The following is a 24,574-nucleotide window of genomic DNA, read 5'->3' as shown; positions in this document are numbered from 1 at the left end:
AAATGAATAAAAAACATAACAAATTCGATTTAAATTTTCTAAAAAGAACTAAGATTGTAGCGACTTGCGGTCCTTCAATTACTTATAAATTATTTAGTTTAAGTGATCTAGAAGATCCAACTAAACAAGATATCGTACAAAAAGCTAAGGATAACTTAAGACAATTATTTCTTAATGGTGTTAGTACGGTTCGTTTGAATTTTTCTCACGGTAATCATGAAGAACAAGCTGTAAGAATCATTCTAGCTAGAAGCGTAGCTAATGAATTAAACTTACCGATCTCAATTATGTTAGATACTAATGGACCAGAAATTCGTTTAAATCAAATTGCTGATACTAACAACATTATTAAAAAAGATCAGATTGTAAAAATCTTTACTGATCGCGAAATTATTGGTAATGCTAATGAATTCTCAGTATCAGATTCATCTAAAAAATACAATATGGCTAAGGACTTATCATTAGGTTCTATTGTTTTAGTTGATGATGGTAAATTAACTTTACAAGTAATTGAGATTGCTGATGATTATTCATACGTTAGAGCAATAGCTAAAAACGAACACAAAATCGTTACTAAAAAACGTATTAACTTACCAAATGCTAAATATTCAATTCCGTTCTTATCACAAAAAGATTACAATGATATTATCTTTGGTCTTAAGAATAAAGTTGATTATATTGCTGCTTCATTTGTTAATACAGCAGATGATGTTAAAGAAATTCGTGCGATTTTAAAACAATACAATATGGAACACGTACAAGTGATTTCTAAAGTTGAAACTCGTCATGCAATTGAAAATTTAGATGAAATTATCCAAGCCAGTGATGGTGTTATGGTTGCTAGAGGTGATTTAGGTCTAGAAATCCCTTATTACGAAGTACCTTACTGAGAAAAGTATATTATTAAAGCATGTAGATTAGCTAACAAGCGTGTAATCGTGGCTACTCAAATGTTAGATTCGCTTGAGAAAAACATTCAACCAACACGTGCTGAAGTTACTGATGTTTTCTTTGCGGTTGAACGTGGTTGTGACTCTACAATGTTATCTGGTGAAACTGCTAATGGGATGTATCCGATTGTAGCAGTTGAAACAATGAAGAAAATCAACAAACAATCTGAATTATTGTTTGATTACAAACGCGCAATAACACATTACTTCCCAATGACCGAAGTAGCTAAAACAACTTTTGGTGAAAAAATCACTGAAATTGCTAAAAAAATCTGTCCTAACCGTGAAATTGAAAATGATGAATTCTCAACTCACTTCCTAGTTCATTTCACGAACAACAGAGATGAAATTTTTGCGCTTGCTAACGCAAAACTAGCAGCTAGTGTAATTGTGATCACTGATGATAAAACAATTTACACTGGTCATGGTATTGATTATGGTGTTTTCACATATAAAGTTGATGATTTAGATGAAGCTTTAGAAAACTACCAATTAACAGCTAAAAAAGCAATCTTACACTACTCAGAATTATTTGAAATCAAACCAGACAACAAAAACAACTTTGTTTTGATGAAATAATTTACCACAAAAAATAAATCAAATTTGTTTTAATAAAAATTATGAATATTAAACCATTACACGATAACGTTTTAGTAGAAGTTTTAGTAGAAGAAAAAACTTCTAAATCAGGAATTATCACTTCAATCCAAAATCAAGATAAAGCAACATCAACTCAAGGTAAAGTTGTTGCTTTAGGTGATGGAGTAATTTATGCTAAACAACAAAAGATTGATTATCAAGTTAAGATAAATGATCTTGTTTATTTTAAAGAATATTCTGGTACAGAAATTCATTTAGATGATAAAACTTACAAAATGTTAAGTTACGAAGAAATTATTGGAGTAATTAAATAATGGCAAAAGATTTAAGTTTTCAACAACAAGCTAGAACAAAATTATTAAATGGAATTAATAAACTAGCTAAAGCAGTTAAGATTACAGCAGGTCCTAAAGGCCGCAACGCTTTAATTGAAAAAAAATACGGCGCACCATTAATAACTAATGATGGTGTAACGATTGCTAAAGAAATTGAACTAAAAGATCCAGTAGAAAACATGGGTGCTAAACTAATTGCTGAAGCAGCAATTTCTACTAATGATATCGCTGGTGATGGAACTACTACAGCAACGATATTAACCCATGAAATTGTTAATAAAGCAATCGAAGCGATTAATAATGGAACTAACCCTGTTAATTTAAGAAAAGGGATTGAAAACGCATCTAAATTAGTATGTGAATACTTATCTAGTATTTCAAAACCAATTAAATCGATCGATGAAATTACTCAAGTAGGTGCGATATCATCTGGGTCTAAATTCATTGGTGAATTAATTGCTAAAGCTATGGATATCGTAGGTCCAAGCGGTGTGATTTCAATTGATGATGCTAAATCATTTGATACTACTTTAGATACTACTGACGGATTAGAATTCAAAGGTGGTTATTCATCGCCTTATATGGTAACTGATTCTGAAAAGATGTTAAGTGAATTAGCTAACCCAAAAATCTTAGTATCACTTAATAAAATTAATACTGTTAAAGAAATCTTACCATTACTAGAAGCTAGTGTAGAATCAAGCTCACCTTTATTAATTATTGCTAGTGATATTGCTGAAGATGTTGTAAATGCTTTAGCAATTAATAAACTACGAGGAACTTTAAATGTTGTAAGTGTTAAATGTTCAGAATTCGGTGAAGCACAAAAAACAACTCTAGAAGATTTAGCTGTAAGTGTTAATACCGTTTTAATTGATAGTACTGCTGGAATTGATTTTAAAGATATCGAATTAAATAAATTAGGTTCAGCTGAAAAAGTTGTTATCTCAAAAGATAAAACAACAATTATCAATGGTGCTTGTCAAAAAGAAGTTTTAGCTAAATACTTAAATAGCTTAGAAGCAAAACTTGCTAATACAACATCTAAATATGACAAAGAAAGAATTAGCAAAAGAATTGCTAATTTATCAAACGGAGTGGCTGTAATCCACGTTGGTGGTGCTACTGAAATCGCACAAAAAGAACTTAAATTAAGAATCGAAGATGCGCTAAACTCAACTAAAGCAGCAGTTGAAGAAGGTATTGTTGCTGGTGGTGGAATTGCTTTAATGAACGCAATTGAAGTTCTTAAACAAGTTAAAGAATCCAACCCTGAAATCTTATTAGGTTATGAAATTGTCAGATCATCATTAACAGCACCTTGTCGCCAAATTATTGAAAACGCAGGTCAAAACAGTTCTAAGATTATTAATAATATCTTAAATAGTAAACAACCTGGTTATGGTTACAATGCTGAATCTAATGAATTTGTTGATATGATCAACAACGGTATTATTGATCCTACTAAAGTAACTAAAACTGCGCTTGAAAAAGCTTGTTCTGTAGCTGCTTTATTAATTACTACTGAAGTAGCTATTAGTGATGAAATTAATGAAGACGAAAAACCAACTTCATTAGCTCACTTTAATAACTAATTAACAGTTTATTAAAAATTACCTATCCATCATATTGTTTAAACTATCAAAAAAAACAAATAAATTATTAAACAAATTAAATCTTTTTAGATTACTTTTAATCAAAGTTAAATAATTTAAATTGTTTGTTTTAAATCCTTAACAAAAGCTTGTCATCCTAATCAATTCAAATTATCAAGTTAGTAATTTTACTAACTTGATAAAACCTTTTATCACTTTATTCTTGGTCTATTTTTTCTTGATTAAATCCTAATCAAAACTTTTAAAAACTAATTTAATCCTTAACTATTTAATTTTTAAGGATTAAATTTTTTTATTTGATAATCGTTTTATCTTTAAAAATCTGATATGAAAAAATATACTAAAAAACCGATAGAAGTTCTTAAAAAAGAACTTACAGATATTCAATTTGAAGTTACACAAAACGCAGCAACTGAAAGACCGTTTACAAATGAATATGATAAGCATTTTAAAAAAGGAATATATGTAGATATTACAAGTGGAGAACCATTATTTTTATCAACTCACAAATTTGATTCAGGTTGTGGTTGACCTGCTTTTTCTAGACCAATCCAAAAAGAATTAATAAACGAATTAAAAGATTTATCTCATAATATGATTCGAACAGAAGTGCGAGCTAAAAATTCTGATAGCCATCTTGGTCATGTTTTTAATGACGGACCTAAGGAATTAGGTGGATTAAGATATTGTATTAACTCAGCTTCATTAAAATTTATTGCTTATGAAGATTTAGAAAAATCTGGTTATGGCGAATTTATAACAATTCTTGATGAAGAAGAAAAGAAGCAATAATTATATTCACAAAACTTAACCAACCAATAATAAAAAAATGTAATGATATCTATGCAACTTTATTGTTCATAGATATTTTTTATTTAATTAAATCAATTAATTAAAGTAATAAAGATTAATTTTAATTGTATCTATATATATAAACAAAAAAAAACATGATGATATTACAAAAGAGATTTATGTGTAGTTTAAAAATTTAATTAAATACTTATACAAATCTTTTAGATATTAAAAACTTAAATAAAAATTTGAAAAATATAAAAACAACCGGTAATTTTGCTAAAAATAGTTAAATAAAAAATTTTCTTAAACTATAGGTAATTACCATAATTACATAAAAATTAGACTTGGCTGGATTACTAATTTTTATACAAAAGCAATGACAATAGTGTTATTATAAAAACCTCCTTCTTATTAAGATTTCTTAAATTTAATAAAATAGATATAAATTAGTTTTAAATATCAAGTTTAATAAAATGATTAATTCATTCATTAAATCCTTTATTGCAAAGAATAAGCAAAATTAAATTAATTATTTTTCTTCCTTATCTCTTATTTTTTACATATGTTTAATAAAAAGAATTACGAAAAAATTATGAATGAATTAAAAAATACAAATAAAAAGAATATTGATAAAGTTACAAGTGACCAAATTTTAAAGTTATTACAACAAAAGTTCGGTAAAACTAATATATATGCTAACGATAATGATAATATAGAAGATCTAGAATGTATTTCTAGCGGAAGTATAAAATTAGACCATGCATTAGGTACTGGTGGTTTTACTAAAGGTAGGATAGTTGAGATTTATGGAAATGAATCTTGCGGAAAAACAACTTTAGCATTATCAACAATTAAGCAAGCAATAAATAATGATATGCGTGTAGCATTTATTGATGCAGAGCATTCGTTAGATTTAAGATATGCTAAGCGGTTAGGAATTGATTTAACTAAATTAATCATTGCTAGACCAGAATATGGAGAACAAGGTTTTGAAATAATTAAATCCTTAATAAAGACTGAATTAATTGATCTAATTGTGGTGGATTCTGTAGCTGCGCTAGTTCCTAAAGTTGAAATTGAAGGTAAGATGGAAGAACAAACAATGGGAACACATGCAAGAATGATGTCCAGAGGTTTATCGCGTATTCAACCATTGTTGGCTAAACATAATGTAGCAGTTATTTTTATTAATCAATTACGTGAAAAAGTTGGGATAATGTTTGGTAATCCTGAAATTACAACAGGTGGAAAAGCATTAAAATTCTATTCATCGACAAGATTAGAGTTAAGAAGATCTGAAATATTAAAAGATACAAACAATAATCCAATCGGCATTAAATCGAAAGCTACAGTAACAAAAAATAAACTTTCATCACCAATGTCTACTACTTATATCGATTTTTTCTTTAATTCGGGTATTAGTGAGATAAATGAAATTATTGATTTAGCTATTGATAACGAAATTATTAAACAATCTGGTAGCTGATTTTCATATAAAGAAGATAAACTTGCTCAAGGAAGAACTAATTTAATTGCTAAAATTCAAGAAACAAAAGAACTATACGAACTAATTAAAAAAGAAGTTTTAGATAAATTAAAAGATAGTTAATAATATAAAATTATTTTATATGACTAACATCTCTTTAGACTTAATGTATTTAATTGTGGCTTTATTAACCGCATTAGCACTTCTATTATTTATCTTTATTTTGTTGAAATTTTTTGAATTTAGATTCTTGAAAGAAACTGAAAATCATCAACGTGAACTTGAAAACGAAATAATCAAAATTAATAAACAAGATGAACTAAAAGAAAAACTAAACGAACATTATTTATTTCAAGATGATCGAAAAATGATATCTAAAAAAGAATTTAAAGAAATAAAAAATTTCTTTATTTCAGTTCTGAGCGAAAAAATTCTTATTGAAGAAAGAAACAATCAACTAAACGAAGAGATAAAAGATAAGAGAAGAGAAAATAGCCTTCTTAAAAAAAGAATTGATTCTAAGAAAATCGAAGAGAAGATTGCTATGTTAAAAGAGATGAAAATCAATGAAGAAGAAGCGAGAAAATTTATTCTAGATGAATACCGTATCTATGTTCGAAATGATCTAGAACAAATGATCAAAGAAGAAGAAAAAAGAGCTAATGTCAGAAAAAATGAAATTGCAAATGAAATCAACAAAATACTTATCAATGCAATGAATTCGACTGAATTATTAGCTAAGACAGTTAGAGTTACTACTAAAAGAACAATTAATTACCAATATAACAGCGGCGATTCTGAAAAAGATCAAAAAGTTACGAATGATTTCTATTCTAAGTTAATTGGTAAAGATGGTAAAACTAAAGCTTACATTGAAACTTTATATGGTATCAAGTTAGATATTGACTCTGCAAATAAGAAAATTTCTCTTTCTTGCTTTAATGCAATTAAATTAACTATAGCTGAAAGAGCTATTAACAAAATTATTAGTATTATAGGTGATGATAAAATCCATTATTTAACTGATGATTTAATTAAAAAATGTTATTACGAAACACTAAATGAATTTACTGCAGAAACTAAAAAAATCGGTGAAGAAGTGTTGCAAGAATTAGATTTATACGATTCAAAATTATTACCAAATAAAGATATATGTGAATATATTGGTAGATTAAAATTCAGAGGTTCTAATACGCAAATGGTATTAGAACATTCTATCGAAACTGCTCAATTAGCAGCAAATATTGCGAGTCAATTAGGCTTAAATGTTGAAAAAGCTAAATTATGTGGATTGCTTCATGATATTGGTAAATCTATTAATCATGAGGAAAACTGGAAGAAATTAAAATACTCAACTGGTAACCACGTTGCTGCAGGTGTAGCTATCGCTAAATATTTTGATTTAGATATTGATATTATCGATGCGATTAATTGTCACCATGGCAATCCAAAATTATATGAAAAATCTAAAAACTTCTATGCTAAGATAACTCAAATTGCTGATAAAATATCAGCATCAAGACCAGGTGCTAGATATAAGGATGGTGATGATGACGAAAAACGAGCTGACTTTATGACTGATCTATTAAATAAACATAAACATGATCAAGGTATAGCCAACTATAAAATATTAAAAAACGGTTTTGATATCCAAATAATGATTCAACCTAATATTAGTGATCAAGACTTTAAACAACTTATATTAGATATTAAAAAAGATATTCAAAATCACCACGAATTATCTAAATATTCAATCAAACTTACTTGTATAAGAAACCTTACTGTTGTTGAAAATACTAAATCGTTTGCGTCAATTTCCTTACAAAAATCTAATGATTACGCAAAACGATTTAAAGATGCTGATGAAGATGATGATTTAGAATATGACGAAGAATTAAAAACTACTCAATTCATTGATTAATAAATCTTTAATTCATAGCATAATAAAAATACAACTAGAATAATATTATTTCTTAAAATAATATAATTTTATTATCGGTTATGGATAATAAGAATAACAAATCACGCCGCACGATTAGTGATGCATTAATAAATACAACAGAAGACTTCTTATTAAACGAAGAAGATGATTTAGAAGAAGATGATAATTTGTCATCAAAAAAAGATCAAAATGATAAGCAATTATTATCAATTGATCAATATGAAAAAGAACTAGTTGAATCAACCGATCGTGTTTTAATAACTGAAGAATTAACTGATGATGATTTAGTTAATGTTCCATCTGAAGTTATAAAAGCAGATAAAACATCCTCTAAAAGTGCTATGGATTATTTAAATATTGACCATGTCACTGATCTTTTTAGTGCTAACACAGGAACATTTAATACGATAAGTGTTCATGATGCTTCATTTATTCAAAGAGAAGGTGAAGATGTAATTCGTTCTGTTGATAAGAATAATTTAAATCCTCAGTCAAGAATAAATGGATGAACTAGTCAGAACCAAATTAATCCAATTAACAAACGAGTTCTTAATAATTTAAATCAACATAGCCAATTTTCAAATAAAATTGATGTTAAATCTAATAACAATCAATTCAATTCTCAACAAAATCAAAATAATGAATCTACTTTAAATCGTTCAATAATAACAAAACCTGCTTTCCCTAGATCAGAATCGTTATTTAGTGAATCTAAATTCAATAAAGACGATGATATCATTATTAGCAAAGAACAAAAAAATATTAGTTCTATAGATTCATTAGTCAATAAAGAAAAAAATATCTTTGAATCCTCTTCTATTATCGAGAGTATCGATCATAGCGATTTCAAGTATGGTATACCTAACTATCGTGATGATAAATTTGAAAGAACTTCTTCTATTGATTTAGATTTACAAAAAGATGAAGAAATATCTTCTAACAAAAATCAGATAGCAATAAAACAATCTGAAGATTTAATGAATAAAACTACCAAATTAGTCATTAATTTAGAAGATGACGAAGATATTATTCCTAAAAAAATGACTATAGATATGCAAAATATAGAGTCAGATATAAATGAAATAGCTCAAGGTAATAAAAGCAATCTTTATCAATATATAAGAAAGAATAATCATCAAAACATATCCACTGATATGTTATTTCCTGAAGATGATGAAACAACAAATAGTTACAATGAATTAACCGAAACTAATAAATCTGTTGAAAAAAATAATGAATCAAGACAGATGACACAATCATCAGATGATCGAAAAAGTTTATTTAAAAAACTAGACAAGGAAATACAAGAAGATAAGAAAAATAAATATATTGAATCCAATAATAGATCGTCTAATACGAACTATAAAGAAGTTAATAAACAATCTGTTTATAATAGTTACGACAAAAAACATAAGTCCTCTAAAGCGCGTGTTAGAGTTTTATGAACAATAGTAGGTGCTTTTATTATTTTAATTATATCGATAGTTATCGCATTAATTGCTACTAATAAGTTTGCGTAAAAATTTAAAAAAATAGAAAAAAATAAGTTTAATTAAATCTTCGTGAAATCCTTTATTTTAAAGTGTTTTGCGAAGATTTTTAGTTTTGAATTTTTGAGACAAAAAATATTTATCGAAAAAAAAGATTTTTTTTGTAAATTTTTAATAAAAAAACTTTATAATTTTACTTGTAATTTTTATAAAAACTAATTTAAATATATTGAAAGGATTGACCGGAATTGGAAGAAAAAGTTTTTATTCAGCTAAGAAACGTTAATAAGACTTTTGAAGATGGTTTTGTAGCAGTTAGAAATTTAAATTTAGATATTAATAAATCTGAATTCGTAACTTTATTAGGACCATCTGGATGTGGTAAAACTACAACGTTAAAATTACTTGCTGGGTTCGAACAACCAACCTATGGACAAATTAAAATTGACGGTATTGATATTAAAGATATGCCTGTTCACAAACGTCCATTTGCAACTGTTTTTCAAGATTATGCATTATTCCCAAACATGACAGTTTATAACAATGTTTGTTATGGGCTTAAGATCATGCGTGTACCTAGAGAAGACAGTGATCCTAAATTAGCTATCCAAGCAGAAAATATTAAGCAAGAAGCTCAAAAAAAAGCTGCAGCTAAAATTAATGATCTTAACAAGAAAAAGAATGATTTAACTAATAAGTTAAATAAAGTTCGCAAAGAATATGAAAAAAACTTCTGAATGTTTGAAAACGATGAAATGCGTTTTGCTCAATATCAAGAAGAACTGATTAAATTAGAGTCTAAATTATCAGAAGCAATCGAACAAACTGAAGTTATTAAACTTAATACTGAAATAGAAACTCTAAAGGTCAATTACAAGAAAAAAATACCAATAGATATCAAATACGATAAGGTATTAAAAGAATTAGAAAACGTTGATGGATGAATTTCATATTGAGAAACTTATCCAATCATGAAAAAAGAAACTTTTGAAAACAAAGTTTTGACTAGAAGATTAACAAAAGAAGAAATTGATCAAAGAGCTACTAAAATGATCAATTTAGTTGGTCTAGCTGGTAAAGAAGATAAGTATCCGTCTGAATTATCTGGTGGGATGCAACAAAGAGTTGCTCTAGCTCGTGCTTTAGTTATTGAACCTGAAACGTTATTACTAGATGAACCATTAAGTGCTCTAGATGCTAAAGTAAGAAAACAATTACAAAATGAATTAAAACGTATTCATAAAGAATTGAATATTACTTTTATTTTAGTTACTCACGATCAAGAAGAAGCTTTATTGCTATCTGACAAAATCGTTGTAATGTCACAAGGTGATATTGAACAAGTTGGTAAGCCTAATATTATATATGACTCTCCAATCAACGAATGAACAGCAAGATTTATTGGTGCTGCTAACATCTTTGATGGAACATATTTAGGTGATTACAAAATTAAATTAAATTCAGGAGACATCATTGATACTGATGAAGAATACGATTTCAAAAAAGATGATAAAGTTCGTGTTTTAATTCGTCCTGAAGATTTTGATGTTGTTGAGAAAGATAAAGGATTCTTCAATGTTGAAGTTACTAAAACATCATATAAAGGTGTTTTATGAGAAATTGAATGTTTAATGCCTGATAAAACTAAGATCACTGTTGATAACATTGATGAAGTTAAAGTAGGTGCCATCGTTGGATTAAAATTTGACGAAATGGATGTTCATATGATGAGGAAAGAAGAAGATGTTCAGCGCTAAGAGTTGAAATGCTTTTGTGCAAACCTTTAAAGGTCCTAAAAGAACTTGATTAATCTTACCTTATGCTTTATTATTACTAGTTCTTTTTATTATTCCATTAATCATCGTATTGGTTAATGCTTTCACACCTTTTAGTGTTGAAATAGAAGATGGTAGTAGCATTAATGTAACTGTTGCTGACAATTTCTCAATAATCGATAGTTTTACAATAACTAAGATCTTCAAATCATTCGGATTAGCAGTTGCTTGCACAATTATCTGTTTATTAATTGCTTTCCCTTTTGCTTATCTTTTATCGATTTCTAAAAACAAATTATTTAAATATAGTGTTGTAGCTTTAGTTACAGCTCCCATTTGAAATAGTTTTCTTATTAAAGTAATCGGTCTTAAATCTTTATTAGATTTAATGTTTGGCGAAGCTAATAGTACATTTGGTGATGGTTGAACATTACTAGGTTTAGTTTATATCTTCATGCCATTTATGATTTTGCCAATTTACACAGTTTTAATTTCAATGCCTAAAAACTACATGTTGGCATCACAAGACTTAGGGTATAACTACTTCATGAGTTTTTTTAAAGTTGTTATTCCTTATTGTAAAAACGCAATTATCTCTGGTGTTACTTTAGTATTATTACCTTCATTTACAACAGCAGGGATCTCACAATTTGTTAATAACTCTAATGATGGACAACAGATTGGTGCGTATTTATTATCGCTTGGATCAAACGGATTAGAATCTAAAGTAGCAATCTCTCAAGCTAGTGCTTTAAGTTTAACTTTAGCATTAATTATTCTTGCTTTCTATATGGTAGTTTTTGTAGCACCTAAACTATTTAATTACATGAAAAAACGAGCTGTATTAAGAAACAAAATTAAAACGGTGGTTGATCAAAATGAACAAGTTTAAGACAATCTTAAGACAAAGTTATATCTTTGTTATCTTATTGTTTATCTATTTACCTTTATTTATTATTGTTATCTTATCTTTTAATGGTGTTACTGAAAGAGGTAACGTTAATTTAACTTTTGGTGAATTTGATAAAGAAAAGATTTTTGCAACATATAAATCATTGGCTGAAGGTGATTTTTTAACGCCATTAACAACATCGTTAATAGTTGCTTTAGTATCGACTCCGATCTCTGTTTTTATTGCGACTATTACTGCTTTTGGGATTTGAAGAAATAAAAAAGTTTATCAAAAACTAACGATGTCAGTATCAAATACTTCGATCGTTGTTCCTGATATCATCTCAGGTTTAAGTTTAATTATTTTCTTTATTGCTGTGTGAGTATCATTGTCTCAACCGCTAGGTTTATTTACAATTATTGTTTCACATATCTCAATCAGCACTCCGTTTGCTTTAGTATCAATATACCCAAGAATGTTAAAGATGAATCCTAACCTAATTCTTGCTTCACAAGATTTAGGATATAACAAAGTTCAAACATTCTTTAAGATTACTTTATCTTATCTAGCACCTTCATTAGTGGTTGGTGGATTAATTGCTTTTGCAACATCATTTGATGATTTCATTATCACTTCTTATGTAAGAGGGTCAGCTAGAACAATAGCTACTGAATTATATTCAATTGCTAAAGGTGTTAAAGGTTGAGCGATTGCTTTTGGTTCAATCTTAGTGTTCATTGGTATCTTAGCTACAGTATTCTCAGTAATCAAAAAAGCAATTGCTGAAAAAATTAACTACAAAGAAAAAGTTGTTCGTTCAATTAATAACTAAGTATTTTAAGAAAAATGAAGAAAAAACCGTTAAAAACAATATTTTCAGCTCTAACTTTATCAGCTTTTTTAGTAACTAGTTGTGGTGAAGGTGGAGCTAATTCTAACCTATTAAATAAGCAGTTTGTTTATGGTAATTTTGAATCATATATGTCACCTAATTTGCAAAAGCAACTTTTAAGTGAATACAACAATTTGCAATTTAATAGTGTTCCGTCAAATGAAAATTTAATTACTAACTTTAAAAACAAAACATTTACCATTGGTACTGCATCTACTTATGCTGTAATCGATCTAATTAGACAAGGTAGTTTAATTAAATTAGATTGAACAAAGTTCAATTTAAGCTATTTAAATGACGAAGATCAATTAGTTAAGATCAACAATGCTAATGATGCGTTAGATTTATTTACTGATCAAGTTAAAGAGATCTTAACTAGTTATTCAATTAAAGGTGAAAAAATCAATCTATTAGATTATTCAGTTCCTTATTTTTTCCAATCATTTGTGTTTGCTTACCGTGGTCCTAAGATTGCTTCTTTAGTAGATCATGAAAGTAGTTGATACGACATTATTAGTACTATCACTAATGAAAAGCATCGTGCAAGATTTAATAATAATAAATTAGGAATTGTTGAAGACGAACGTTCATTATATTCAGTTGCTAATTTAATTAAAACAGCTCAAGATAATCAAGAAATTACGGTAAATCCTAAATCAAACCAATTAAGTCAAGCAGAGTTTTATAATGTTTATAAAGCAATCGCAGATGCAGGTTTGAATTATCATAATTTAAGTGATTTAAATAAATCTACTACTTTACTAAACTCTGACTCATCAGTGATTTATAACAACTTAGCATCAAGAAGAGTTAATGCTGCGATCATGTTTAATGGTGATGCGATATATTCTGCTCAAGGTGGTGAATATCACAGCGATAAAAACGATCCTAAAAAACCTACAAGCGAAGATTTCCACATAATTACCCCAAAATACACGCCATTAGCATTAGATCTTATTGTTATCAATAAATCTAATATCGATCAATATCCAAGCTTTTTAGATCAAAGTTATAAGATTATCAGAAAAGTAGCTCTAGAAGGTCTTGATCAGGATTTAGATAATTTTCAAGCAGAATTAAAAGATGAAGCTGATTCAGACAATCAAGAAGCTATGAATGATAATTCAACAATGATGACTGAAGCAAATGAATCTACTGAATCAATGAATAATAACAATATGGGTGGAACTGAAAGTTCTACTAATCCAATGGAATCTGAAGGTTCAGAAAACAAAGAAGAAGAATCTGATGAAAGTGATGATGTTGTATATAAATACGGACCACTAGAAAACTTTAACTACGTTCAATACACATCACCACTTAAAAAGATATCTGATCCTGAAAAAGGTTTGGTAGCTAAAGAAGGTTGATTAGATGTTGACGGACAAGATGAATTATCTGAAAATATCAACTCAGCTTATTTTATTGAAAATGTAGCTGATGTTAATCGATTTATTGAATCGCCAATCAATGACATTCAAAAAGCTAGCTTAATAAATGCTTATGCTAGATTTAAAAGTGATTGATGAAAATAATTTAATAAATTACGATTAAAACATCATGCAATATAAAATCATCTTAGGAATTGAATCAAGTTGTGACGATTTATCGATATCAATTTCAATTGATCGTAAGATCGTAGTAACCAAAACAAAATCTTCTTCAAGTGTTCATGCTAATTATGGTGGTGTCGTTCCTGAAATAGCTGCTAGATATCATGAAGAAGTATTGCACCAAACTCTAAAAGAAGCGCTTTTAGAAGCAAATATCTCAATTAATAAGATTGATCTAATAACATACACCCAACAACCTGGTTTGTTGGGTTGTTTGCATGTTGCTAAGGTTTTTGCTGATACTTTAGGTTTTTTACTTAATATCGAAGTAAAAGGAATCAACCACTTATACGGCCATATCTTTTCGCCAACAATTAATGATGGTGATAGTCAATACTCAATTGATGATCTAACATACCCAGCACTTGGGTTAGTTGTTAGTGGTGGGCATACTTCAATCTACCAAGTAGAATCACCTACTAAAATCACTTTATTAGATGAGACTAAAGATGATGCGATTGGTGAAGTGTATGATAAAGTTGGTAGAGCGCTTGATTTAAAATACCCAGCAGGACCTAAGATTGATCAAATGTTTGATCAATCTAAAACTAATACAATTCAGTTTTTAAAAACTAATAAACTATCATCATTTAGTTATTCTGGATTCAAATCAGCAGTCTTAAGATACATCCAACAAAACAAAGATCAACCTGAATTTGATATTACCAAAGTAGTATCATCATTCCAAGGGTTTATTATTGATGATTTTATTAATAGAGTTAAACACCAGATTAATAAAAGTCCAATAAGATTCCAAACAATCTTATTGGGAGGTGGAGTTAGTGCTAATAGTTATCTAAGAGAACAATTATCACTATTAAAAATTAAGACTTTAATCCCTAAAAAGATCTATACTGGCGATAATGCAGCTATGATAGTAAACTATACCCACCACTTACTAGATCAACAATAGAATTATTGATCTAGATATAAATTTTATTGTCTATAATTATATAGTTTATCAACTTAATATAATTCTTATATTAAGTTAAAATAACTATTGATAACAAAGAGATAAATGAGGTAGTAATACTGAATATAATTAAATTAGAACACAATAGAAGAGGTGTATATACTGCTGAAAGTGTTGGTAGCGGTCACCCAGATAAGATCTGTGACCAGATTGCTGATGGTATCTTGGATGAATGTTTAAAACAAGATGAAAACAGCCGTGTAGCTTGCGAAGTTGTTGCAGCTAACCGATTAATTGTGATTGCTGGCGAGATTACGACCAAGGCAAAAGTAGATCATGTAAAGATTGCTTGAGATGTTGTAACTAAATTAGGATATGATCGTTCAAGTTTTACGATCATATCTAATATCAACCAACAATCCCCTGATATTGCTCAATCTGTTGATCAAAAGAATAATATGATAGGCGCTGGTGATCAAGGGATAACTGTTGGTTATGCTTGTAATGAAACTAATAACCAAATGCCATTAGCGGTAGTAATGGCACATGATCTAGTTAAATTAGCAAGAGAATTAATTGACAACCAAACCTTTAATCATGCTAAATATGATATGAAGGCACAAGTAAGCTTGAATTATCTAGAAGATAATCAAGTTGAATTAAAAACTATCTTGATGTCAATTCAACACGAAGAGAATATTGATCTTAGTGTGTTTAAACTTTTTGTTAAAAAGTTTATTATGGATGAGATTGCTACTAAATATGGTTTTAGTAAGGATTATGAAGCATTAATTAATCCTTCTGGATTATTTACAAGTGGTGGTCCGATTGCTGATACTGGACTAACTGGTCGTAAGTTACTTGTTGATAGTTTTGGGATTTATGCTCATCACGGTGGTGGTGCTTATAGTGGTAAGGATTACACTAAAGTTGACCGATCAGGTGCTTATTATGCTAGATGAATCGCTAAACATATCATCAAAGCTAAATTAGCAACTCAATGTGAAGTGATTATCTCTTGAGCAATTGGTGTTCCTAAACCATTAGATATTTCAATCAACTGTTTTGATACCAATACTGTTGATATGAAAACAATCTACAAGATCATTAAAAAGATCTTTAATCACAACCTTGCTGAGATAATTAATATCCTAAAACTAAGAACTACCAAATACAGTGGTTTAGCAACCTATGGTCATTTTGGTAAATCTGAAAAGCAATATGCTTTTGAGAATACAATTTACCTAGATGAAATCTTAAAGATGTTATAAAATTCAGATGATTAATTAAGCTATAATAAAACAATAAAAATAACCCAATTAACAGTTGGATTATTTTTTATTTTATAGCAAATTTACCGATAAATTTGCATATTTTTGTTGTTTTTAATGTTTAATATTTTAAACAAAAATGACAATTAAAAGTAGTTAATTTATTGCGATAAAAATACCTAATTTTTGATTTAAATTTATAGATTTTTAAATTTAAAATAAGAAGTAAATAGCTGATTTTAAATTAGAAAATCACTAATGAAATCATATGAATTACATCGGATCTAAATACTCATTGCTCAATTTCTTGTATCAAACAATAAGTAAAGTTATTAATAAAAAATCGGTGAACAACTTAGTTTTTGCTGATTTATTTGCTGGTACCGGAGTTGTTGGTAGTTTCTTTAGATCTAAAGGATGTAAAGTTATAGCAAATGATATTCAATACTATAGTTATGTATTGAATAAACATTATTTACAAACTACTAAAAAAGATGAATTAAATCTATTTAATCATCTTAATAATCTAGAACCAACAAATGGTTTTGTATATAAAAATTATTGTTTAGGATCTGGTTCTAAAAGATTATATTTTACTGATGAAAATGGAAGAAAATGTGATGCTATTCGTAATGAAATAGAAAAACTATTGAAATGAAAAAAGATCGGTAAAAATGAATATTTTTCATATTTGGCAGCGCTTATAAAAGCTATAGATAAAGTTGCTAATACTGCTGCAGTATATGGTGCATTTTTAAAGAAAATTAAAAGAAGTGCAGCTAAAGAATTAAAACTTGAATTATTAGATTTTAATGACGGAATAATTGGTGAAGTTTATAATAAAGATGCTAATGAATTAATATCGACAATTAAAGGTGATATTTTGTATCTAGATCCACCTTATAATGAAAGGCAATATTGCGCTAATTATCACGTATTAGAAACGATAGCATTAAACGATCAACCTAAATTAAGAGGTGTAACAGGATTAAGAGATTACAATAATCAAAAAAGCGATTATTGTACAAAGAAAAAGGTTATTGATAAATTTACCGACTTATTAGAAAAAGCTGATTTTAAATATATCTTCTTGAGTTACAACAATGAAGGATTAATGTCCTTAGATGAAATTAAGGAAGTGATGTCAAAATTTGGAGAATATAGTTTACATAAAAAAGAATATAGAAGATTTAAAGCAGATAAGGATCAAAATAGGAATATTAAAACTGACAAAACAATTGAATATCTACATTGTTTAGTTAAGAAATAAACAATCTATTAATGTCAATGTATCTTATTGTTCTTTATTCATTCTTTAATAGTAATTCTTAAATCAATAATTTGTTATAAACGATAATTTAAAAAAGCAAATCGAGCTTTTATATAAACATTGATTTGATAATTTAAATTTCTGTAATAAGAAAAATAAACCTTATAAACTATCAGGTGGTAAATTAATTTGAAATAAATTTATTAAAAGAAATATTCCTGAAGGTTGAAAAGTAGAAAAATTAACAGATTTAATAAAATGGGAAAGTAGTTACCAACCCCTAAAAAGATTTTATTTATTCTATGAAGGAAGGCTATGTCAGATTTATACAAAACAGAGATTATAATAGCGATGGACACAAAACTTACATCCCTATAAAAGATAATCTAACTATAGTAGATAAATTTGACATTCTTATGGATAAATATGGCGATGCAGGAAGAGTTAGATATGGAATTGAAGGAGCATTTAATGTTGCGTTAGCAAGAATAAATGTAAAAGATCCAGCATTAAAAGAATATATTAGATCTTATTTCGAATCTAAACCAATCTATAATTATTTACATAATTCATGTATGGCTTCAACTAGAGCTTCGTTAAGTCTAAACAATTTAAGTTCTTTGATGGTGATGATCCCTGATAAAGAAACATTAAATTCTTATGAAATTATTTTGCATAATATTAGATCAATTGTTTTAAAAAATAAAGAAGAAAACGAGAAACTATCTGAAATTAAAGATTTTCTATTACCACTATTAATGAACGGTCAAGCAACGATTGATTAAGAAATCAATAAATAAATTATCGTTTATCTTAATATTTTTCTGAATTTTTAAATCAATTTGATTTATTATTTTTATTCTTTTTTCTGTTCTTTTACATTAGGTAGTCACAATTCTAAATTATAGTAACTATTAAATGTCATACTAGGTAGTGTTGTACCTGTATTTCTGCACGAAAGATTCATCAATCCTAAATAATAATATAGATATTTAACGTTAACAAGCTTATGATTAACCTCAGTTCAATACATTGTATCTATTGTTCAGAATTTATGATTAAGATATATAATATTGTCTAATGTGCCTTTTCTGGGAAGCAGAATACTTTCTCCGTCAGATAAAATAATTGTCTATATACGTAAGAACTCCACCAGTTCCATAAACTGGTATGCTATCGCTACTATATGATTTATAATCTTTGCCGTTTTTTATCTTTATTAATTCACTTAATTTAATTTTTTTAGCATGTTAATCACCTAGAAATTATAAATGTGCGTTGATCAATTATCTATCTGAATCTATTGCCTATTTTTCTAAAATATAAATTTATTTAACTTGAATTATTCTTATAATCTTCAGTTTTAAATTAGTGTTTGTTAATTCTTTAAAATAGAACTAATATTTTTAAACTTTGATCAGTTTTAGGTTTCTATATTGATTCTATTATAAGGTAGTTTTTACAAAAAATAATAATCAATTTTTATTATTTTGATTCACATTTTAAACGATTTTTTGAACTATATTGTGTTCTTTATTGATAGAAATCTAATGAATCAATAAGAGTTAAATGTTTATTTCAGAATGATGAATTAAAAACTGAATAACATTAGAACGATCATATAATTTGTTATCTTGCAAACAACTTGTCCTATATTTTAATGTTATGTAAAAATATCATTTTTACCGATAATTTCTATCAATAATAAGTTGAATTATTCAAAAATAAAGATAGTAAATTAAATGAAAAAATAGTTAGTATTTTTTAAATTTTTGTTCAAAATTTTAATTAACTTGAACGATATTTGAAAAAATAATCTAATTATCGATTAATCAATTGATTTAATTATTAATACAAAATCGTTAATCTTTTATTAACAATTAAATTTATTTAATAAAAAATTATACCCATTAGTGTAAATAAAATATGCAACAATCAATGTTGCATATTTTTAACATTAAAAACATAAAACAATAATTATGAAATATTAGTTTTTACCGTTGTTTTTGCGTATTTTTAATTTTTAAATCAATTTTATTTTAATTGTTTTTAACTTAACAAATCATCGCTTATATATTAATCCCTTGTTAGGTTCTTTATTAACGAACTATCAACAACTTTTGTTAAGCATTCTTTTTTACATAACAACATATCAACATCTATTAAATTTTGTTGATAAAAATGCTTGTTTTATTAAGTAATAAAAAGCTAATCAAAAATATATAAAATATTAAAATTTATCTAGAATCTAATCATTATTTAATGTTCTTCTTGGTCTTATAAAATATAAGACTTAAGATAACTACAACATATAGAAAAATAACTAATAAACTAATATGTTGGTTATGATTAATCAATGGATAAAAAATAAAGAATAAACAATGTCATATCGAGTAGATGGAAAAAACGATCTTTTTGATTTAGTAATTATCGGAAGTGGTCCAGCTGGAATAACTGCAGGAATTTATGCTAAAAGAGCAAACATTAATGTTTGTGTAGTTGAAGGTTCAGCACCTGGTGGAAAAATTCTAAAAACTGGTTTTATCGATAATTACCCAGGTTATGAATCGATCAAAGGACCAGATTTAGCGGTAAATATGTTTACTCATCTAAGTAACTTATCTGTTCCTTTCTTTTATTCAAGAGTAAGTGGTGTTGATAAACAAGAAGATTATTTTTTTACTTATTTAGATAACGGAACTACATTAATTTCTAAAGCAGTTATTGTAGCTACTGGTACAACTGAGAAAAAACTTAGATTAGAAAACGAAGCTAAATTCGAATCTAAAGGTATCTCATACTGTGCGATTTGTGATGGTCCGTTATACAAAAACCGTGATGTAGCTGTTATCGGTGGTGGTAATGGAGCTATTGAAGAAGCTTTATACTTATCTGGAATCTGTAACAAAGTTTATTTAATTCACCGTAGAGATGAATTCAGAGCAGATATGTATGCAGTTAATAAATTAAAAGAAAAAGCTAATGTTAGTTTCTTATTATCATCTGTAGCTGATGGTTATATTGGCGACCAAGTTCTTAAAGGTTTGAAAGTTAAGGACTTAAAAACTAATGAAGTTAAAGAAATCGCAATTGATTGTTTATTCCCTTATATCGGAGCAATTCCAAACGCTGGTTTCTTGAAATCATTTAACGTTCTAAATGAAGAAGGTTATGTAATTGTTGATCAAAACCAAAAAACAGCTGTTGATGGTTTATATGCTGCAGGAGATTGTGTTAATAAAAAGATTAGACAAATATCAACAGCAGTTTCAGACGGAACAATAGCAGCACTAGCTGTTAATGATTTCTTAAAATTACATAAATAATAAATATATATAAAAAGAAGATGAGAACTTTTAGTCAAGAACTAAAAACCGAAATCTGCAACCAAGAACTAGACACTAAATCTGCTAAATATTTTTTAAACGGAATAGTTTTTAATAAATTGGTTAGTATCGATAATTCTTATCTAAGCTATACTACACAATACCCTAAAACAATCAGGTTTTTAAAAAAGATCTTAGTTTTACTTGACCAAGAACTAAAAGACGAAATTACTTATACAAAAAAAGTTAATCAGCTAAAGAAAACTGAATACGAACTAAATTTTAAACTAGATCAAGAGATTTTAAGTCTTGATAGTTCATCAGATTATGAAGATTATATGTATGCTTTTTTTGGTGGGTTGTTTTTAAGCGTTGGTAACGTATCATCGCCAGATTCTAAAGATCATCATTTAGAATTAGTTTTTAACGAAGAATACAATGCTATTTTAATTAACAATCTGTTAATTCAAAATGGCCATGAACACTTCAAACTAACCACAAGAAAAAACAAGTTTGTTTTATATCTAAAAAAAGTTCAAGAGATCATTAATTTTATTGCTTATATCAAAGCGTTTGATTGCGTTTTTAAATACGAAGATGAAAGTATTAAAAGAAAGATCTATTCCAAAGTAAAATCATCTAATAATCTTGATATTGTTAATTTAACCAAAACAATTGATCTGAATAACAAGTTAAAACCGATGATTGAAACAATCATTTATGATGAAAGTTTTAATGAACAAACTGAACTATTTAAAAGATATTGTTTTACAAAACTGCAAAACCCTTCTGCTTCATTATTAGAACTCAGTTCAATATTAACTAAAGAAGGATTTCCAATCACCAGAACAGGATTAGCTCATTATAATAAGAAAATAAAAATCCTATATGAGCAATTAAAAAAATAAATTATTATAATTACTTATTAAAATAAAGTAAAAAAAACTACCATATGAGTCCAATTGAAATAACATTTTTTGTTTTAGCAATCATTTCATTATTAGTAGGGTTAGGTTTATCTAACTCTGGTACAACTGGGGGGTTAGCATCTTTATCTGGTCAAGATTTAGAAATCTTTAAAAAGACCAAAGATAGAGGGATCATTAAGATTTTACAAATCTTAATGTTTATTTTAATGTTACTGTTTTTAATTATTGGGTTAATTTACCACTTCGTAATTAAATAGTTGAATATAAATAATATATTAGTCTGTAATTCGTGTTATGAACAATAAGCAAAAGATCATTCAAGATATCCTGGAAATAGTTAAATTAGAAAATCGTAAGCCAATACCACCCGGGATTATTGTTAAGAAACTTAATAATAAATATACTAAAACAGCAATCTATAAAGAGATTGATGAAATGCTAGCTAAGGGAGAATTGAAAAAACTAGCTAGTAACAAAGTTGTTTTAGGTTATCAAAACTCAGACCCTGATCTATCAAACAAGATGGTTGGTAGACTTTCAATTGGTACTAGCGGTAATGGTTTCATCAAAATTGAAGGTGATGAATTATCTAAATACTATGTTCATAACATTAATTTAAACAATGCACTTAACAATGATGTAGTTGAGTTTGCTCCTTTAACTATTCAAAACGAATGATCTAAACACGAACTAATTGATGCCTGTGTTTTAAAAGTTATAGAAAGAACTAGAACTCAATACGTAGGAACATATGAAGACACTGGAGATGAATATGTTGTTTATCCAGATGATCCTAGAATAACTTATAAAGTTATTCTAGACAAACACTATATTGATCTAAAAGAACATGACCGAATTCTGTTTGAGATTATCTCAGTTGATCAAGGTGTAATTAAAGCTTGTTTAGTTAAAAAGATCGGTTCTAAAGAAGATATCGGTATTGATATTGATGCAATCGCATATAACCATTTAATCGAATTCGGATTTAATCAAGATGTAATCAATGAAGCTAAAGAATTAAAATTCGAATTAACTGATCATCAAAAAGCGTTACGTAAAGATCTAAGAGATCTAGCTTTTGTTACGATCGATCCAGCTAGTGCTCTAGATTTAGATGATGCTGTGTATATCAAGAAGATTGATGATGATAACTACAATCTAAAAGTCGCTATTGCTGATGTTTGTCATTACATTAAATTTGATGGCGCTATGGATCGTAGCGCTAGAAACAAAGCAACATCTGTATATTTAGCTAATAAAGTAATTCCGATGTTACCAGAAGAATTATCGAATGATCTTTGTTCTTTAAATCAAGGTGTTGATAAGTTTGCGATCGTTGGTGATATGAATATTGATGGTACTGGTAAGATTACTTCATATGATTATTATCCAGCCATCATCAATGTTCATAAACGTTTTAGTTATGATTTAGTTAATGATTACTTCCAAGCTAAGAATGATCTTAATGATGTTGATAGTCAAATCGTTAAGATGTTAGATGAAGCTAGGGTATTAGCTAGAATCTTAAGAAAAATGAAGGTTAAAAGAGGATTCTTACAATTCGAAGTTGATGAGATATCAATTGAATTAGATGAACGCTTTGAACCAATCAATATTACTAAAAAACCACACGGTGAAGCTCAAGAGATGATTGAAGACTTCATGGTGGCAGCTAATGAAGCAGTATGTTTATTTGCTAATAAACACAAACTAGATTTTATTTATCGGGTTCATCCAAAACCGCCAGTTCATAAGTTAAATAACTTTGCTAACCACGCAAGGGTATTGAATTTTGAAATCTTTGGTGATCTTAATGATATTAAATCAACTGATATTCAAGAATGATTAATTAAGAATAAAGAACACAAAGCAATTAAACTAGTTAATAAGCTTTTACTACGTTCGATGAATAAAGCTTATTATGCGCCTGATAACTTGCGTCATTTCTCATTAGCTTCTAAAAACTACACCCACTTCACATCACCAATTAGAAGATATGCTGATAACATCGTTCATAGAGTTTTATGAATGTTTGTATTTGATAAGGATTCATACACTGACCAACAAAGATCAGAATTAACTAAGAACTTATATGATTGATGTGAATTAATTAATAAAAAAGAATTATCAGCCCTTGATTGTGAGCGTGATGTTAATGCGTTCTTATCAGTTAAATATATGACCAAATTCTTAGGTGAATGATTTAACAACGTTACGGTTAGTACGATTACTAATTTTGGAATGTTCGTAGAACTACCTAATGGAATCGAAGGTTTAGTAAGACTAAACCACATCAATGGTGATTATTATAGATACGATCCTAATACAGATACATTAATTGGTAAAAACAAACACAATCGTTATCAAATTGGTCAAAAAGTTAACGTTAAGTTATTATCAACTGATAACCGTTCAAGACGCATTGATTTCGAAATTCAAGAAGATAAGCATTAATAAATTCTATATATAATTCCTGATA

General features: G+C 27.7%; 19 protein-coding genes. All 19 read left to right on the top strand.

Annotated elements, in window-relative coordinates:
• Positions 1–2: 2 nt before the first annotated feature.
• The 19 genes from pyk to rnr all read left to right on the top strand — a co-directional run bounded on the left by pyk (position 3) and on the right by rnr (position 24,549).
• A complete protein-coding gene (gene pyk / locus NMG77_RS02455) occupies positions 3–1,529 on the top strand; it encodes a pyruvate kinase (RefSeq protein ID WP_255034375.1) in 1,527 nt (508 codons plus the stop codon).
• Between the two features lie 41 nt (positions 1,530–1,570).
• Complete coding sequence (locus NMG77_RS02450; RefSeq protein WP_255045652.1) at positions 1,571–1,864, top strand: co-chaperone GroES; 294 nt, start codon at positions 1,571–1,573, stop codon at positions 1,862–1,864.
• Complete coding sequence (gene groL / locus NMG77_RS02445; RefSeq protein WP_255034373.1) at positions 1,864–3,480, top strand: chaperonin GroEL; 1,617 nt, start codon at positions 1,864–1,866, stop codon at positions 3,478–3,480. The genes NMG77_RS02450 and groL overlap by 1 nt, the downstream gene beginning before the upstream one ends.
• Before the next feature lie 348 nt (positions 3,481–3,828).
• A complete protein-coding gene (gene msrB / locus NMG77_RS02440) occupies positions 3,829–4,293 on the top strand; it encodes a peptide-methionine (R)-S-oxide reductase MsrB (RefSeq protein WP_255034372.1) in 465 nt (154 codons plus the stop codon).
• Positions 4,294–4,858: 565 nt separating this feature from the next.
• Positions 4,859–5,905, top strand: coding sequence for a recombinase RecA (gene recA / locus NMG77_RS02435; RefSeq protein WP_255034371.1), 1,047 nt, complete (start codon positions 4,859–4,861; stop codon positions 5,903–5,905).
• A 19-nt stretch (positions 5,906–5,924) separates the two neighbouring features.
• Complete coding sequence (locus NMG77_RS02430) at positions 5,925–7,703, top strand: HDIG domain-containing metalloprotein (RefSeq protein ID WP_255034370.1); 1,779 nt, start codon at positions 5,925–5,927, stop codon at positions 7,701–7,703.
• Between the two features lie 80 nt (positions 7,704–7,783).
• Complete coding sequence (locus NMG77_RS02425; RefSeq protein WP_255045650.1) at positions 7,784–9,244, top strand: hypothetical protein; 1,461 nt, start codon at positions 7,784–7,786, stop codon at positions 9,242–9,244.
• A gap of 218 nt (positions 9,245–9,462) precedes the next feature.
• The gene (locus NMG77_RS02420) at positions 9,463–10,971 is read left to right on the top strand and encodes an ATP-binding cassette domain-containing protein (protein WP_255034368.1); all 1,509 of its coding nucleotides are present in this window, start codon (positions 9,463–9,465) and stop codon (positions 10,969–10,971) included.
• A complete protein-coding gene (locus tag NMG77_RS02415; RefSeq protein ID WP_255045649.1) occupies positions 10,958–11,881 on the top strand; it encodes an ABC transporter permease in 924 nt (307 codons plus the stop codon). The genes NMG77_RS02420 and NMG77_RS02415 overlap by 14 nt, the downstream gene beginning before the upstream one ends.
• Positions 11,868–12,713 (top strand): ABC transporter permease, encoded by an 846-nt coding sequence (locus NMG77_RS02410; RefSeq protein WP_255034365.1) that lies wholly within the window; start codon positions 11,868–11,870, stop codon positions 12,711–12,713. The genes NMG77_RS02415 and NMG77_RS02410 overlap by 14 nt, the downstream gene beginning before the upstream one ends.
• 14 nt (positions 12,714–12,727) lie before the next feature.
• Positions 12,728–14,308 carry a type 2 periplasmic-binding domain-containing protein gene (locus NMG77_RS02405; protein WP_255045648.1) on the top strand — a complete coding sequence of 527 codons (1,581 nt, stop codon included), beginning with the start codon at positions 12,728–12,730 and terminating at the stop codon, positions 14,306–14,308.
• Between the two features lie 25 nt (positions 14,309–14,333).
• Positions 14,334–15,299 carry a tRNA (adenosine(37)-N6)-threonylcarbamoyltransferase complex transferase subunit TsaD gene (gene tsaD, locus NMG77_RS02400; protein WP_255045647.1) on the top strand — a complete coding sequence of 322 codons (966 nt, stop codon included), beginning with the start codon at positions 14,334–14,336 and terminating at the stop codon, positions 15,297–15,299.
• Between the two features lie 80 nt (positions 15,300–15,379).
• The gene (metK, locus tag NMG77_RS02395) at positions 15,380–16,570 is read left to right on the top strand and encodes a methionine adenosyltransferase (RefSeq protein WP_322098513.1); all 1,191 of its coding nucleotides are present in this window, start codon (positions 15,380–15,382) and stop codon (positions 16,568–16,570) included.
• A gap of 268 nt (positions 16,571–16,838) precedes the next feature.
• Positions 16,839–17,840 (top strand): DNA adenine methylase, encoded by a 1,002-nt coding sequence (locus NMG77_RS02390; RefSeq protein WP_255045646.1) that lies wholly within the window; start codon positions 16,839–16,841, stop codon positions 17,838–17,840.
• A gap of 302 nt (positions 17,841–18,142) precedes the next feature.
• Positions 18,143–18,625, top strand: a complete 483-nt coding sequence (locus NMG77_RS02385; protein WP_255035008.1) for a restriction endonuclease subunit S — start codon at positions 18,143–18,145, stop codon at positions 18,623–18,625.
• Positions 18,626–20,221: 1,596 nt separating this feature from the next.
• Positions 20,222–21,166: a thioredoxin-disulfide reductase gene (trxB, locus tag NMG77_RS02380; RefSeq protein WP_255045645.1), complete on the top strand. Its 945-nt coding sequence runs from the start codon at positions 20,222–20,224 to the stop codon at positions 21,164–21,166.
• 20 nt (positions 21,167–21,186) lie between these two features.
• Positions 21,187–22,074 (top strand): DNA-binding protein WhiA, encoded by an 888-nt coding sequence (gene whiA / locus NMG77_RS02375; protein ID WP_255034359.1) that lies wholly within the window; start codon positions 21,187–21,189, stop codon positions 22,072–22,074.
• Positions 22,075–22,118: 44 nt separating this feature from the next.
• Positions 22,119–22,352: a preprotein translocase subunit SecG gene (gene secG / locus NMG77_RS02370; protein ID WP_255034358.1), complete on the top strand. Its 234-nt coding sequence runs from the start codon at positions 22,119–22,121 to the stop codon at positions 22,350–22,352.
• A 37-nt stretch (positions 22,353–22,389) separates the two neighbouring features.
• A complete protein-coding gene (rnr, locus tag NMG77_RS02365) occupies positions 22,390–24,549 on the top strand; it encodes a ribonuclease R (RefSeq protein WP_255045644.1) in 2,160 nt (719 codons plus the stop codon).
• Positions 24,550–24,574: the final 25 nt, after the last annotated feature.

The sequence above is a fragment of the Mycoplasma bradburyae genome (genome assembly GCF_024339025.1).
GTDB lineage: Bacteria > Bacillota_I > Bacilli_A > Mycoplasmatales > Mycoplasmoidaceae > Mycoplasmoides > Mycoplasmoides bradburyae.
This window is presented reverse-complemented; position numbering and strand designations above follow the sequence as displayed.